The organism is Pseudomonas sp. zfem004, from assembly GCF_032621715.1.
In the GTDB taxonomy this organism is placed as follows: Bacteria; Pseudomonadota; Gammaproteobacteria; order Pseudomonadales; family Pseudomonadaceae; genus Aquipseudomonas; species Aquipseudomonas sichuanensis.
Window position 1 is genome coordinate 13,912 of the sequence record NZ_JAVYJF010000008.1, and the last position, 15,081, is coordinate 28,992.

Annotated in this window: 10 protein-coding genes; all 10 read left to right on the forward strand. The window is 64.3% G+C overall.

The genetic code is table 11. The annotated features are described in order from the left end of the window. Positions 1–3 precede the first annotated feature (3 nt). The 10 genes from pilM (at position 4) to RTH46_RS10855 (ending at position 14,977) form a co-directional block, all read left to right on the forward strand. Positions 4–894 (forward strand): type IV pilus biogenesis protein PilM, encoded by an 891-nt coding sequence (gene pilM, locus RTH46_RS10810; RefSeq protein ID WP_316905672.1) that lies wholly within the window; start codon positions 4–6, stop codon positions 892–894. Beyond that, positions 894–1,430 (forward strand): PilN domain-containing protein, encoded by a 537-nt coding sequence (locus tag RTH46_RS10815; RefSeq protein WP_316905673.1) that lies wholly within the window; start codon positions 894–896, stop codon positions 1,428–1,430. Before pilM ends, RTH46_RS10815 begins: the two co-directional genes overlap by 1 nt. Beyond that, on the forward strand, positions 1,427–2,437 hold the full coding sequence (locus RTH46_RS10820; RefSeq protein WP_316905674.1) for a pilus assembly protein PilP: 1,011 nt from the start codon (positions 1,427–1,429) through the stop codon (positions 2,435–2,437). Before RTH46_RS10815 ends, RTH46_RS10820 begins: the two co-directional genes overlap by 4 nt. Further along, entirely contained in the window at positions 2,394–3,635 is a 1,242-nt protein-coding gene (locus tag RTH46_RS10825) for a type IV pilus secretin PilQ (RefSeq protein WP_410478562.1), read from the forward strand. Before RTH46_RS10820 ends, RTH46_RS10825 begins: the two co-directional genes overlap by 44 nt. Before the next feature lie 4 nt (positions 3,636–3,639). Next, positions 3,640–4,158, forward strand: a complete 519-nt coding sequence (aroK, locus tag RTH46_RS10830; RefSeq protein WP_110996384.1) for a shikimate kinase AroK — start codon at positions 3,640–3,642, stop codon at positions 4,156–4,158. 98 nt (positions 4,159–4,256) lie between these two features. Next, positions 4,257–5,354 (forward strand): 3-dehydroquinate synthase, encoded by a 1,098-nt coding sequence (gene aroB, locus RTH46_RS10835; protein WP_153788048.1) that lies wholly within the window; start codon positions 4,257–4,259, stop codon positions 5,352–5,354. Positions 5,355–5,369: 15 nt separating this feature from the next. After that, on the forward strand, positions 5,370–6,974 hold the full coding sequence (locus RTH46_RS10840) for an AAA family ATPase (RefSeq protein WP_316905675.1): 1,605 nt from the start codon (positions 5,370–5,372) through the stop codon (positions 6,972–6,974). A 376-nt stretch (positions 6,975–7,350) separates the two neighbouring features. Then, positions 7,351–11,796 (forward strand): glutamate synthase large subunit, encoded by a 4,446-nt coding sequence (gene gltB / locus RTH46_RS10845; RefSeq protein WP_316905676.1) that lies wholly within the window; start codon positions 7,351–7,353, stop codon positions 11,794–11,796. A 123-nt stretch (positions 11,797–11,919) separates the two neighbouring features. After that, complete coding sequence (locus tag RTH46_RS10850) at positions 11,920–13,338, forward strand: FAD-dependent oxidoreductase (protein WP_153788046.1); 1,419 nt, start codon at positions 11,920–11,922, stop codon at positions 13,336–13,338. Between the two features lie 127 nt (positions 13,339–13,465). Continuing rightward, on the forward strand, positions 13,466–14,977 hold the full coding sequence (locus RTH46_RS10855; protein WP_153788045.1) for an amidase family protein: 1,512 nt from the start codon (positions 13,466–13,468) through the stop codon (positions 14,975–14,977). Positions 14,978–15,081 lie beyond the last annotated feature (104 nt).

Genomic DNA, 15,081 nt, shown 5'->3' on the forward strand with positions numbered 1-15,081 from the left:
GCCATGCTTGGACGCTTTGGCAAGGTTGCAGGTTCACTGCTGGGGGTGGAAATCGCCGCCGATTCCATACGAATGCTGCAAGTACGCCGTCAACGGGGCCGTTGCCGGGTCGTGGGCTGGGTGCGGCAGTCCATCGACCCTCCGTTGCGTGGCCCCCACCTGCTCGATGATGACGCCCGCCTGGTGGACGCTTTGCGCCAGGCCCATGGGCGCTGCGCGACGCGTCAGCGCCGGGTTGCCCTGGCGTTGCCGGCCTCGCAGGTGATCTGCAAGGTGCTGCGCTTGCCGATTGGCGTGTCCGACCTCGACGCCGAGGCGCAATTGCTTGATCAGGCCGACCAGCTCTTCCCCTTTCCGCTGGATGACCTGGCCCTGGATTTTCAGGTGCTAGGGGCGTCCGCCGAGCACCCAGGGCACGCCGATGTGCTGGTCGCTGCGTGCAGGCAAAGCCAGATTGACCCACTAGAGCAAGTGTTTGCGCGAGCAGGGTTGCAGGTGCAGGCAATGGAAGTCGACAGCATCGCCTTGCGCCGGGCCATGCCAGCGTTGCCGGCACGCACGACCGCCCTGGTGCAACTGGAGAGGAACGAGGCGGTGCTGCATCGGCTGCAGGACCCTGTGCTCCCACACCGTCAGCAGGTCGCGCTGGCATCGCCAGATGGGTGGCTCGAACCTGTCGAGCGCCTTTGCACGCAAGCCGGCGTCGATGAGGTGGTTTTGGTTGGAGGGGCAGTCGATGACGAGCGGGCTTCAGCACTGGCTGAGCGCCTGAAGGTGGCATGCAGAATGGCCACCGGCTCGGACTTCTCGGGCTTGGCCCAGGGGCGTGAGGCCAAGGCGCTCGACGCTTCGATGGCCCTGGCCTGTGGGCTGGCGCTCGGTGGGCTGCATTGATGCTGCGCTTGAATTTGATGCCGTGGCGCGAGCGGCGCAGGGCGCGGGATGCCTATCGCTTTCGGGTGCTGGTGATCGCCAGCCTGCTAGTGGCGTTGCTGGGTGTGATGCTGCTCGATCACCTGGCGCGGTCACGCCTGGCACGGCAGATCGACGCCGTCACCGCGCAACAAGCCGAAGTGCAGCGTCTTGATGCCATCGTGGCGCAGGTCGAGCAGTTGCGTCAGGCGCGCGATGCCCTGCTGGCAGAGCATGCAGAGTTGGTTGGGTTGCGGGCTCGCCAGGCGACGCTGCCCGGCGTCTTTCTCGGTTTGGAGCACGCTCTGCCAGAGGGCGCCAGGCTTACTGAACTCAAAGCGCTGGATGGGCAGTTTCGGCTGACCGGGCAGGCGGCTTCGCCGGCAGTCATCGCCCGGTTCATGCGCGATCTGCAAGCGGCGCAGGTGCTACAGGACCTGCAACTGGTTCATCTGCGCAATCTCGAAACGGGGGATGAGTTTGTTTTGACGGCGCGCCTGGCGGCGCACGGCTCATGAGGCGCACTTCTCTGGCTGAATGGCAGGTGTTGCTGCAGCGCTCGGCAGTGCTCAGGGCCGTGCTCGTATTGGCACTGGCGGCGACAGTGGTGGTCGTGGGCTATCAGGTAAGCCTGCGCGAGCAGTATGAACACCATCGCGCGCACGCCCTGCTTGAGCAGCAGCTCCAAGAGAAGCTTGTGGCGAGGGAAGGGCAGGCTGCCGAGCTCGAACCGGAGCGCCAGGCGCTCAACGACGACGAGCAGCGCTTGTCGCGGGAACGCTGGCGGCTGGCGGCAGGAGAGGGGGTGAGCGAGTTGCTCGACCAGCTGGCGGTTTCGGGGCACCAGCACGGCTTGCTGGTCGAGCGCCTCGATGTGCTGGAGGAGCGTCAGCAAGCCGGGTATCGCGTGATGCCCCTGGACATCAGCGTGGTGGGCCGTTACCCGGCGTTGCGAGCGTGGCTGGAGCAGTGGCTGCAGCAGGTGCGCCTGTTGAATGTGGCACGGCTGGAGCTGCTGGCGGTGGATGAGCGTTCCGGGTTGGTCAGGGCGAAGCTGCAAGTGCATGCGTACACCGCCGCGCCGGGCCAGGCAGTGGCGGTTTCGCTGGCAGATGAGCGCGCCAGACAGGCGGTATCCGCCCGCCAATTCGATCCGTTCCTGGCGTGGACATCCCGGGTTGCGCCCCAAGGAATTGGCCGCGTTCCGCTGGAGCAACTCGAGATGGTCGGCAGCCTTTCTCGGGCGGGGCAGCGCCATGCACTGTTGCGCTCGGCAGGCCATCTGTACCGGGTCGCAGTGGGTGATCGGCTGGGGCGTGATGACGGGGTTGTGGTGCGCATCGATGCGCATCAGGTCGAGGTGCACGAACGGCTGTATATCGCCGGTGGCTGGCAGGAGCGCTCCCGGTTTCTGGCACTCGGGAAGGGTGCCCATGGAGAGGTCAGGGATGAAGATGAAAGTGTGGTCGAGCGGGGTTCTGATGCTCCTGCTGGGCTTGAAGCCGACGCTGACGCCGGCGTTTGAGCAAGAGCCCATATCGCTGAACTTCCAGGACGTGGAAGTACGCGCGGTGCTGCAGGTCATGGCCGATTACGTAGGGATCAACCTGGTGGCCAGCGATACTGTTCAGGGCCGTATCAGCCTGCGCCTTGACGATGTGCCGTGGCAGCAGGCGCTGGATCTGGTACTGCGCAGCAAAGGGCTGGGGCGGCGCCAGGAGGGCAATGTGCTGCTGGTCGCGCCGGTTGCCGAGCTTGCCGAGCAGTCGCGCGGCGCCCATCTGGAACAGGCGTTGGAGGCACAACTGGAGCCCTTGCAGCGCGAGCTGATTCCGGTCTACCACGCCCGCGCTGCGGAGCTGGCGGAGTTGCTGCAGGCCAGCCTTGCCGACGACGGCCTCCTGGCTGGGCGCGGCAGCCTCAGCGTGGATGCGCGAACCAATACCTTGGTGATGGCCCAGCCGCCGGACCGGCTCGCCGAGCTGCGCAAGCTGGTGGCGCAGCTCGATGTGCCCGTACGCCAGGTGATGATCGAAGCACGTATCGTCGAGGCCGGCGTCGATTACGAAAAGGCACTGGGTGTGCGTTGGGGAGGCCCTTTGTACGGGCCGGACAGCCGGTTGGGCAGCGAGCTGTTCGTCGACCTGGGGGTGGAGCGGGCCACGTCGGGGCTGGGAGTGGGCCTGCTGCGCAGTGACATACTGCTGGACCTGGAGCTCAGTGCCATGGAAAAGAGCGGCAACGGCGAGATCATCTCGCAGCCCAAGGTGGTCACCGCCGACAAGGAGACCGCGCGCATCATCAAGGGTACCGAGGTGCCTTACCAGGAAACGACCAAGAGCGGTGCCACCTCCGTCTCGTTCCGCGAGGCCTCGCTGTCGCTGGAAGTAACGCCGCAGATCACCCCGGATGGCCAGGTGGTGATGGAAGTGCGGGTGACCAAGGACGAGCCGGATTTCGTCAATGCCCTGAACAATGTGCCGCCGATCCGCAAGAACGAGGTCAATGCCAAGGTGCGGGTTGCCGATGGCCAGACCATTGTGATTGGCGGCGTCTACTCGACGTCGCAGAACAATGTGGTCGACAAGGTGCCATTTTTCGGCGATCTGCCGTATGTTGGGCGGCTGTTTCGACGCGATGCATTACAAGAGAAAAAATCCGAGCTGCTGGTCTTCCTGACTCCGCGTATCATGAGTGACCAGGCGATTGCTGTGAGTCGTTGATTCTGTGCGAAATTTGATACTTGTAGGGCCCATGGGCGCTGGAAAGAGCACCATCGGGCGCCTGTTGGCCAAAGAGCTGCGCCTGCTGTTCAAGGATTCCGACAAGGAAATCGAACTGCGAACCGGCGCCAATATCCCGTGGATCTTCGATAAAGAAGGCGAGCCGGGCTTTCGTGATCGTGAGCAGGCGATGATCGCCGAGCTCTGCGAACTCGATGGCGTGGTCCTGGCCACCGGTGGCGGCGCGGTGATGCGCGATGCCAACCGCGCCGCGCTGCACGCCGGAGGCCGGGTGATCTACCTGCATGCCTCGGTGGAGCAGCAGGTCGGGCGTACCGCCCGTGACCGCAACCGGCCGCTGTTGCGCACGGCCAACCCGGAAGCCACGCTGCGCGCCCTGCTGGAGGCACGCGACCCGCTCTATCGCGAGATTGCCGACATCGTGGTGGAAACCGACGAACGGCCACCGCGCATGGTGGTGCTCGATATTCTCGAGCGTTTGCATCAGTTGCCGCCCCGATAAGTCAGGACTATCCTCGGCCACCAACGCCGAGGCGGGGTTGAACGTCATCGCGCGGAGCCGCACAGCCGTCACCGCGCCCAAGCACATTGTGGGGATACATGCAGACACTTAAGGTCGACCTGGGCGAACGTAGCTACCCGATCTACATTGGCGAGGGCCTGCTGGACCAGCCCGAGCTGCTGGCGCCGCACATTGCCGGGCGCCAGGTGGCCATCGTGTCCAACGAGACCGTCGCGCCCCTGTACCTCGAACGCCTGAGCAAGACCCTGGGTGCCTACAAGGTGCTGCCAGTGGTGTTGCCCGATGGCGAGGCCCACAAGAACTGGGAAACCCTGCAACTGATCTTCGATGCGCTGCTGACTGCCCGTCATGACCGTCGCACCACCGTGGTCGCCCTTGGTGGCGGTGTGATCGGCGACATGGCCGGCTTCGCCGCGGCCTGCTACCAGCGCGGTGTCGACTTCATCCAGGTGCCTACCACCCTGCTGTCGCAGGTGGATTCGTCGGTCGGCGGCAAGACCGGCATCAACCACCCGCTGGGCAAGAACATGGTGGGTGCTTTCTATCAGCCCAACGCGGTGCTGATCGACACCACCAGCCTCAAGACCCTGCCTGAGCGCGAACTTTCCGCCGGGCTCGCCGAAGTCATCAAGTACGGCCTGATCTGCGATGAGCCTTTCCTGGGTTGGCTCGAAAAGAACATCAAGGCTCTGCGCGCCCTGGATTCCAAGGCCCTGACCGAAGCCATCGCCCGTTCCTGCGCCGCCAAGGCCGCCGTGGTCGGCGCCGACGAGCGTGAATCGGGCGTACGCGCCACGCTCAACCTAGGCCACACCTTCGGCCATGCCATCGAGACCCACATGGGCTACGGCGTCTGGCTGCATGGCGAGGCCGTGTCGGCGGGTACGGTGATGGCCCTGGAGATGTCCATGCGCCTTGGCTGGATCGACCAGCCTGCGCGAGATCGCGGTATTCGCCTGCTGCAGGACGCAGGATTGCCGGTGGTGCCACCACAGGAAATGACCCCGGCGCATTTCATGGAGCACATGGCGGTCGACAAGAAAGTGCTCGACGGGCGCCTGCGCCTGGTGCTGCTGCGCCAGATGGGCGAGGCCGTCGTCACCGACGACTATCCGACAGAGATTCTTCAGGCCACGCTGGCGGCGGATTACCGCGCGATCGTGGCCCAGCTTTGAGGTTGTGACAACGCAATGACCAGTCTGCATGCCGATGAGGCGTTCCTCGATCATTACCAGTTGAGCCACGATCCGTTCGCACCCCGTGTGCCCGGTTTCAAGTTCTTCCCCGCCCAGCGCAAACCGGTGCTGGGCCAACTGCACCACCTGGCGCGTTACAGCCAGTTGATGCTGGTGGTTACGGGCCCCGTGGGCAGCGGCAAGACCTTGCTGCGCCAGGCGCTGGTGGCCAGCACCAACAAGCAGTCGGTGCAAAGCGTGGTGGTGTCCGCCCGCGGTGCCTCCGACGCCGCCAGCGTGCTCGGCCAGGTAGCCCAGTCGCTCAACGTGGCGCAGCCTGAAGTGCAGGCAATCCTGTCGCAGGTGGTGCAACTGGCGCTGACCGGCCAGGAAGTCTATCTGCTGGTGGACGATGCGGAACAACTCGACGAGTCGGCACTCCAAGCCTTGCTGGAGTTGGCGGCGGGTGTTGCCGAAGGGCGTCCGCATGTGTTCCTGTTCGGCGAACCTTCACTGATCGCCGGGCTGGATGAGCTCAGTATCGATGAGGAGCGTTTCCACATCATCGAGCTGGCACCCTACAGCGAGGAAGAAACCCGCGAGTACCTGGAGCAGCGCCTGGACGGTGCCGGCCGGGGTATCGACGTGTTCACCCGCGAGCAGATCGCCGACATCCACGAAAATGCCGATGGGTGGCCTGGGACCATCAACCAGGTTGCCCGCGATACCTTGATCGAAGCCATGATCGCCAGCCGTACCACGGTGAAGCGACCAACCATGGGGTTCAAAATGCCTAAGAAACACGTGCTTGCGCTGTCCGCTGTGGTCGTGGTCGCCGTTGGTGCGGCGGTCCTGATGCCGAAGAAGAGCGACAAGGCCCCGACCGAGGCGCCGAGCGCCCAGGCTCAGTTGCCGCTGGGGCAAGGCGGCAATGGCGCGCCGGCCATCGAATTCGCCGGTTCCTCGCAGCCAATGCCGCTGCCGCTGGTCGGCCAGTCGCAGCCGGTCATGCGCGAGCCATTGGCCCAGGCCGCCGGCATGGGTGACGGCGAAGAAGCCGCGCCTGCCGGCAACACCGCGCTGCAGCCTGCTGCGCCTTCCGCAGCGGTACCGCCGACTGTCACCACTATTGCCCCGCCGCAAGGCGCTACTGCCGGGCCAGCACCGGCACCTGCACAGCCGGTCCAGCCGGTTGCGCCTGTGCAAAAGCCAGTCGCAACCCAGGCGCCAAAACCGGTTGCACCGGCTAAGCCAGCACCGGCCCCGACCCAGGTCGCCAGCGCCAAGCCTGCAGCCAAGCCTGTCGAGAAACCGGCAGCCGGTGGCGCCGGTGGCAGCAGCTGGTATGCCGGCCAGAAAGCCGGCAACTATGTGGTGCAGATCTTCGGCACCAGCTCCGAGGCGTCGGCCCAGTCGTTCGTCAAAGAGCAGGGTGGCGACTATCGCTACTTCAAGAAAAACCTGCAGGGCAAACCCCTGTATGTGGTCACCTACGGCAACTTCTCCAGCCGTGACGCCGCCGCTGCGGCAATCAAGAACTTGCCAGCCAAGGTCCAGGCTGGTAAACCTTGGCCACGTACCGTCGGCAGCGTCCAACAAGAGCTGGCCACGGCCCGCTGACACCTTCCGGGCGGCATCACCCCCGCCGCCCAGTTGCTGAGCGACTTCTAGCTTTCGACTAGCCTGCTGCACATCAAGTGCGGCAGGCTTTTCTGTCCCAGACTGCCGGCCACAAGCCCCGTGTTGCAGTCATGGCTGAAACGCTTCAGACTCGAGCCAAGCCGCTACCACGGCGCATGGCGCAAAAACATTCAAAATTGCGACATAAATTTTCAATGGTGAGACATGAAAATTTGTGAGCATCGCTGTCGCTGTGCAACAATGGTTTTCCATGACCACCGCAAAAAAGCTGGCGTTTGATCGGCGTGGATGGTAAGTGGTTGTTAAAAAAGAGATTTGCCTCCGGTTGAGAGGTGAACCTGGTGAGAAAGTGTCTATGAAAACAGGTCTGTACCATCCCGAAGAATTCAAGGACAACTGTGGTTTCGGCCTGATCGCCCATATGACGGGGCAGCCGAGTCACCACCTTCTGCAAACCGCCATGCAGGCGCTGACCTGCATGACCCACCGCGGCGGCATCAACGCCGACGGCAAGACCGGCGACGGTTGCGGTCTGCTCATGCAGAAGCCCGATCAATTCCTGCGTGCCGTGGCCCAGGAACACTTTGCCGTCGAGCTGCCCAAGCAGTACGCCGTCGGCATGGTGTTCTTCAACCAGGACCCGGTCAAAGCCCAAGCCGCACGCGCCAACATGGACCGCGAAATCGTCAATGCCGGCCTTACCCTGGTCGGCTGGCGCAAAGTGCCGATCGACACCAGCGTGCTCGGCCGCCTGGCCCTGGAGCGCCTGCCGCAGATCGAGCAGGTGTTCATCGGCGGTGAAGGCCTGAGCGATCAGGAATTCGCCATCAAGCTGTTCAGTGCCCGTCGCCGTTCGTCCGTGGCCAACGCCCACGACGCCGACCATTACATCTGCAGCTTTTCGCACAAGACCATCATCTACAAAGGCCTGATGATGCCGCGCGATCTCGCGGCCTTCTATCCAGACCTGGGTGACGAGCGCCTGCAAACCGCGATCTGCGTGTTCCACCAGCGCTTCTCCACCAACACCCTGCCGAAGTGGCCGCTGGCGCAGCCTTTCCGCTTCCTCGCCCACAACGGCGAGATCAACACCATCACCGGCAACCGCAACTGGGCCATGGCCCGTCGCACCAAGTTCGCCAACGACCTGATCCCAGACCTCGAAGAGCTCGGCCCGCTGGTCAACCGCGTCGGTTCCGACTCCTCGAGCATGGACAACATGCTCGAGCTGATGGTCACCGGCGGCATCGACCTGTTCCGCGGCGTGCGCATGCTGGTACCGCCAGCCTGGCAGAACGTCGAGACCATGGACGCCGACCTGCGCGCCTTCTACGAGTACAACTCCATGCACATGGAGCCGTGGGATGGCCCGGCCGGTATCGTGATGACCGAAGGCCGCCACGCGGTGTGCCTGCTCGACCGCAACGGCCTGCGCCCGGCGCGTTGGGTGACCACCACCAACGGCTACATCACCATCGCCTCGGAAATCGGCGTATGGGGCTACCAGCCTGAGGAAGTCCTGGCCAAGGGCCGTGTCGGCCCGGGCCAGATCCTGGCCGTCGACACCGAAACCGGCCAGATCCTCGACACCGACGCCATCGACAACCGCCTGAAGTCGCGCCACCCGTACAAGCGCTGGCTGCGTCAGCACGCTACGCGCATCCAGGCGACGCTGACCGACGACCAGGGCGCGGCCAGCTACGACGCCGACCAGCTCAAGCAATACATGAAGATGTTCCAGGTCACCTTCGAGGAGCGTGACCAGGTGCTGCGCCCGCTCGGCGAGCAGGGCCAGGAAGCGGTCGGCTCGATGGGCGACGACACGCCGATGGCCGTGCTGTCGCAGCGCGTGCGTTCGCCGTACGACTTCTTCCGCCAGCAGTTCGCCCAGGTGACCAACCCGCCGATCGACCCGCTGCGCGAAGCGATCGTCATGTCCCTGGAAATCTGCCTGGGTGCCGAGCGCAACATCTTCCAGGAGTCCCCCGAGCACGCCTCGCGGGTGATCCTCAGCTCGCCGGTCATCTCGCCCGCCAAGTGGCGTTCGCTGATGAACCTGGAGCGCGAAGGCTTTGACCGCCAGTTGATCGACCTCAACTATGCAGAGAGCGTCGGCCTGGAAGCGGCCATCCGCAACATCGCCGACCAGGCCGAAGAAGCGGTGCGCAGCGGCAAGACCCAGCTGGTGCTCAGCGACCGCTACATCGCTCCGGGCAAGCTGCCGGTGCACGCTTCGCTGGCCGTCGGTGCGGTGCACCACCGCCTGACCGAACAGGGCCTGCGCTGCGACAGCAACATCCTGGTCGAGACCGCCACCGCCCGCGACCCGCACCACTTCGCCGTGCTGCTGGGCTTCGGTGCCTCGGCCGTGTACCCGTACCTGGCCTACGAAGTGCTGGCCGACCTGATTCGCACCGGCGAAGTGCTGGGCGATCTGGACGAAGTGTTCAAGTACTACCGCAAAGGCATCTCCAAGGGCCTGCTGAAGATCCTGTCGAAGATGGGTATCTCGACCATCACCTCGTACCGTGGCGCCCAGCTTTTCGAAGCCATCGGCCTGTCCGAGGAAGTGGTCGGCCTGAGCTTCAAAGGCGTGTCGAGCCGCATCAAGGGTGCGCGTTTCGAAGACCTGGAGAGCGACCAGAAGCTGCTCGCCGCCGAAGCCTGGAGCGCGCGCAAGCCGATCCAGCAAGGTGGCCTGCTCAAGTTCGTCCACGGTGGCGAGTACCACGCCTACAACCCGGACGTGGTCAACACCCTGCAGGCCGCCGTGCAGCAGGGCGACTATGCCAAGTTCAAGGAATACACCACGCTGGTCGACCAGCGCCCGGTGTCGATGATCCGCGACCTGCTGAAAGTGAAGGTGGCCGACCAGGCCCTGGCACTGGATGAAGTCGAGCCGCTGGAGGCCATCCTCAAGCGCTTCGACTCCGCCGGCATCTCCCTGGGCGCGCTGTCGCCAGAGGCTCACGAAGCCCTGGCCGAGGCCATGAACCGCCTGGGTGCGCGCTCCAACTCCGGTGAGGGCGGCGAAGACCCGGCCCGCTACGGCACCATCAAGAGCTCGAAGATCAAGCAGGTGGCCACCGGCCGCTTTGGCGTGACCCCGGAATACCTGGTCAACGCCGAAGTGCTGCAGATCAAGGTGGCCCAGGGCGCCAAGCCTGGCGAGGGCGGCCAGCTGCCCGGCGGCAAGGTCAACGGCCTGATCGCCAAGCTGCGCTATGCGGTACCGGGCGTGACCCTGATCTCGCCACCGCCGCACCACGATATCTACTCGATCGAAGACCTGGCCCAGCTGATCTACGACCTCAAGCAGGTCAACCCGCAGGCCCTGGTCTCGGTCAAGCTGGTCGCCGAAGCCGGCGTGGGCACCATCGCCGCCGGCGTGGCCAAGGCCTATGCCGACCTGATTACCATCTCCGGCTACGACGGTGGTACCGGCGCTTCGCCGCTGACTTCGATCAAGTATGCCGGCGCCCCGTGGGAACTGGGCCTGGCCGAAACCCACCAGACCCTGCGCGGCAACGACCTGCGCGGCAAGGTGCGGGTACAGACCGACGGCGGCTTGAAAACCGGCCTGGACGTGATCAAGGCCGCAATCCTCGGCGCCGAGAGCTTCGGCTTCGGCACCGCGCCGATGATCGCCCTGGGCTGCAAGTACCTGCGCATCTGCCACCTGAACAACTGCGCCACCGGCGTGGCCACCCAGAACGACAAGCTGCGCAAGGACCACTACATCGGCACCGTCGACATGGTGATCAACTTCTTCACCTTCGTCGCCGAAGAGACCCGTGAGTGGCTGGCCAAGCTGGGCGTGCGCAGCCTGGGCGAGCTGATCGGCCGTACCGACCTGCTCGACGTGCTGCCGGGCGACACCGAGCGCCAGGGCCACCTCGACCTGTCGCCGCTGCTGGGCAGCTCGCACATTCCGGCCGACAAGCCGCAGTTCTGCGAAGTCGACAAGAACCCGCCGTTTGACCAGGGCGAGCTGGCCGAGAAGATGGTGGCCATGGCCATGCCGGCGATTCGCGACCTGGCCGGTGGCGAGTTCAGCCTCGACATCTGCAACTGCGACCGCTCCATCGGTGCGCGCATCTCTGGCGAAATCGCCAAGCTGCACGGCAACCAGGGCATGGCCGGTGCGCCGATCACCTTCCGCTTCAAGGGCACCGCGGGCCAGAGCTTCGGCGTGTGGAACGCCGGGGGCCTGAACCTGCACCTGGAAGGCGACGCCAACGATTACGTCGGCAAGGGCATGACCGGCGGCAAGGTGACCATCGTGCCACCGGCCGGCAGCCCGTTCGAAACCCAGCACAGCGCCATTGTCGGCAACACCTGCCTGTACGGCGCCACGGGCGGCAAGCTGTTCGCCGCCGGCACCGCGGGCGAGCGCTTCGCTGTGCGTAACTCCGGCGCCCACGCTGTGGTCGAGGGCACCGGCGATCACTGCTGTGAATACATGACCGGTGGCTTTGTCTGCGTCCTGGGCAAGACCGGTTACAACTTCGGCTCTGGCATGACCGGCGGCTTCGCCTACGTGCTCGACATGGACAACAGCTTCGTCGACAAACTCAACCACGAGCTGGTGGAAATCCAGCGCATCAGTGGTGAGGCGATGGAGGCCTACCGCAGCCACTTGGCGCGGGTCCTGGGCGAGTACGTGGAAGAGACCGGCAGCGAGTGGGGGCGCGAGCTCTCGGAGAACCTGGACGACTACGTGCGGCGCTTCTGGCTGGTCAAGCCGAAGGCGGCCACGCTCAAGCAACTGCTGTCCAGCACCCGCGCCAACCCGCAGTAAAAGCAGCTGCAAGTGGCAAGCCTCAAGTTGCAAGTAAAGGCAGCTAGAGGTTTGCCCGGCTTAAGTGATCGTCTTGCGGCTTGCAGCTTGTAGCTTGCAGCTGCTGTTGAGAGGTTTTGAAAAATGGCTGAACGTCTGAGCAACGACTTCCAGTTCATCGAAGTGGGTCGTAAGGACCCGAAGAAGAAACTGCTGCGCCAGCGCAAGAAGGAGTTCGTGGAAATCTACGAACCCTTCAAGCCCGCGCAGTCCGTGGAGCAGGCACACCGCTGCCTGGGCTGCGGCAACCCGTATTGCGAGTGGAAGTGCCCGGTCCACAACTTCATTCCCAACTGGCTGAAGCTGGTCGCCGAAGGCAACATCCTCGCCGCCGCTGAACTGTCGCACCAGACCAACACCCTGCCGGAAGTGTGCGGCCGTGTGTGCCCGCAAGACCGCCTGTGCGAAGGTGCCTGCACCCTCAACGACGGTTTCGGCGCGGTGACCATCGGTTCGGTGGAGAAGTACATCACCGACACCGCCTTCGCCATGGGCTGGCGGCCGGACATGTCCAAGGTCAAACCCACCGGCAAGCGCGTCGCCATCATCGGCGCCGGCCCCGCTGGCCTGGGCTGTGCCGACGTGCTGGTACGTGCCGGCGTGACCCCGGTGGTGTTCGACAAGAACCCCGAGATCGGTGGCCTGCTGACCTTCGGCATCCCCGAGTTCAAGCTGGAAAAGACCGTGCTCAGCAACCGCCGCGAAGTCTTCACCGGCATGGGCATCGAGTTCCGCCTGAACACCGAGGTGGGCAAGGACGTCAGCATGGAGCAGCTGCTCGCCGAGTACGACGCCGTATTCATGGGCATGGGCACCTACACCTACATGAAGGGCGGCTTCCCCGGCGAGGACCTGCCAGGCGTGCATGACGCACTGGACTTCCTGATCGCCAACGTCAACCGCAACCTGGGCTTTGAAAAGTCGCCGGAAGATTTCGTCGACATGCAGGGCAAGAAGGTCGTGGTACTGGGCGGTGGCGACACCGCGATGGACTGCAACCGCACCTCGATCCGCCAGGGCGCCAAGGCGGTGACCTGTGCTTATCGCCGTGACGAAGCCAACATGCCGGGTTCGCGCAAAGAGGTGAAGAACGCCAAGGAAGAAGGCGTGAAGTTCCTCTATAACCGCCAGCCCATCGCCATCGTCGGCGAAGACAAGGTCGAAGGCGTGAAGGTGGTCGAGACCCGTCTCGGCGAGCCGGACGCCCGTGGCCGCCGCAGCCCCGAGCCGATCCCCGGCTCCGAGGAGATCCTGCCGGCCGACGCCGTGGTGATCGCCTTCGGCTTCCGCCCGAGCCCGGCACCGTGGTTCGAGCAGCATGGCATCCAGATGGACAGCCAGGGCCGCGTGGTGGCACCGGAGAAGGGCAAGTTCAAGCACCAGACCAGCAACCCGAAAGTGTTCGCCGGTGGCGACATGGTGCGTGGGTCGGACCTGGTGGTAACGGCGATCTTCGAAGGGCGCACAGCGGCTGAAGGAATCCTCGATTACCTGGGTGTGTAATTGGGCGCCTCAAAGTAGGACGGATCCTACCTAGCCCGACGAATTGTCGGGCTAGTTCCACTGCCCAATGATTCCGAGACTGGAGGTGCTCAACAAAGAGCTAACATCCAGTCAAGGAATCTGATGTATGAATAATCTGCTTCAAAAGCCGCCAATTTCTGTAATAGGCAATTATTTCCCTCCCAACAGCGTGGCGCAGGGCAATTTCGACGGTCCGATCTTCGGCTCGATCATCGAGCCGGACAGTAAGGATTTCGCCACCATCGCCGAGCTTCAGGCCCTGCTGGCCGAGGGCGAGGTGAGTTCTGCCGATCTGGTGAGGCGTGCACTCGCGCGTATCGCCGCCCTCAATGGGCAAGGCCCGCAATTGCGGGCAGTCATCGAAACCAACCCCGATGCCCTCACCATCGCCGAAACCCTCGATGCCGAGCGTGCCGGCGGCAAGTCGCGTGGCCGCCTGCACGGCATTCCCGTACTGATCAAGGACAACATCGACAGCGGCGACAGCATGCAGACCAGCGCTGGCTCGCTGGCACTGGTGGGTGAGCCGGCCCCCGCCGACGCCTACCTGGTCCAGCGCCTGCGCGCTGCGGGTGCGATCATTCTGGGCAAGGCCAATACCTCCGAGTGGATGGGCTTTCGCGACTGGACGACCCCAATGGGTTGGAGCGGTCGTGGTGGCCAGACGCAGAGCGCGTTGGGCGAGGAATTGTCCGTCTTCGGTTCCAGCGCAGGCTCCGCGGTCGCGGTCAGTGCCGGCTTCGTGGCGGCGGCCGTGGGCACTGAAACCAATGGCTCGCTGGTAGGGCCTGCATTCTTCAATCAGGTGGTGGGGCTGCGCCCCACCTTGGGCCTGCTCAGTGCGTCCGGCCTGGTGCCTTTGACCAGCAGGCAGGATACCCCGGGGCCCATGGCGCGGACGGTAACCGATGCGGCGGCCCTGCTCGATGCGATGTTTGGCCTGGACATGCCGATACCCGCGCCGGAAGGGGCGCCCACCGAAATGATCGACTATGCAGGCGGCCTGGATGCCACGGCCCTGGATGGCGCCAGGCTGGGTTACCCGTTGAAGACCCCGTCTGGCACGCCGATGCTCGAGGACCCTGTGTTCGCCGCCCTTGCGCCAAGGTTGGAGAACGCCGGCGCAACGCTGATACCGATCGACTTCGAGTTCCCCGATCTGTTCCAGGCCCAGATGGCGGTGTTGAGATTCGACTTCAAACGTGAACTGGCCCAGTACCTTGGCAGCCGTACGGGCATTGGGGTCAACACGCTGGCCGATGTGATTGCATTCAACGAGGCCAATCCCGTGCCCGAGGAATATGGCCAGGCCCTGTTGGTCGGGGCCGAGGCGCTGGAGTTCGACGAGGAACTCTACACCAGCCTTGCCGGGCTGCTGCGCGGCCAGAGCCAAGCACTGATCGACGATGCGTTGGCCGAACATGAACTGACCGCCTTGGTCGACCTGCCCATGGGGCGACTGGTCGGTTATGGTGCCCAGGCGGGCTACCCCGGCCTGACGGTGCCGGCAGGGGTGGACGATACCGGCATGCTCAAAGGCCTGCACTTCAGCGGCTCGCGTTGGAGCGACCAGGCGCTGCTCTCCCTGGGGTATGCCTTCGAGAAGAGCGAGGCGTAATAGCGGCTCTGTCGGACGGACGCCGAGGCAGCGTTGTTGCCTCGGTTTTGTATACAAAAAGCCTTGATCCATGGCACCTGATAGACAAAACGCATGACCATGGC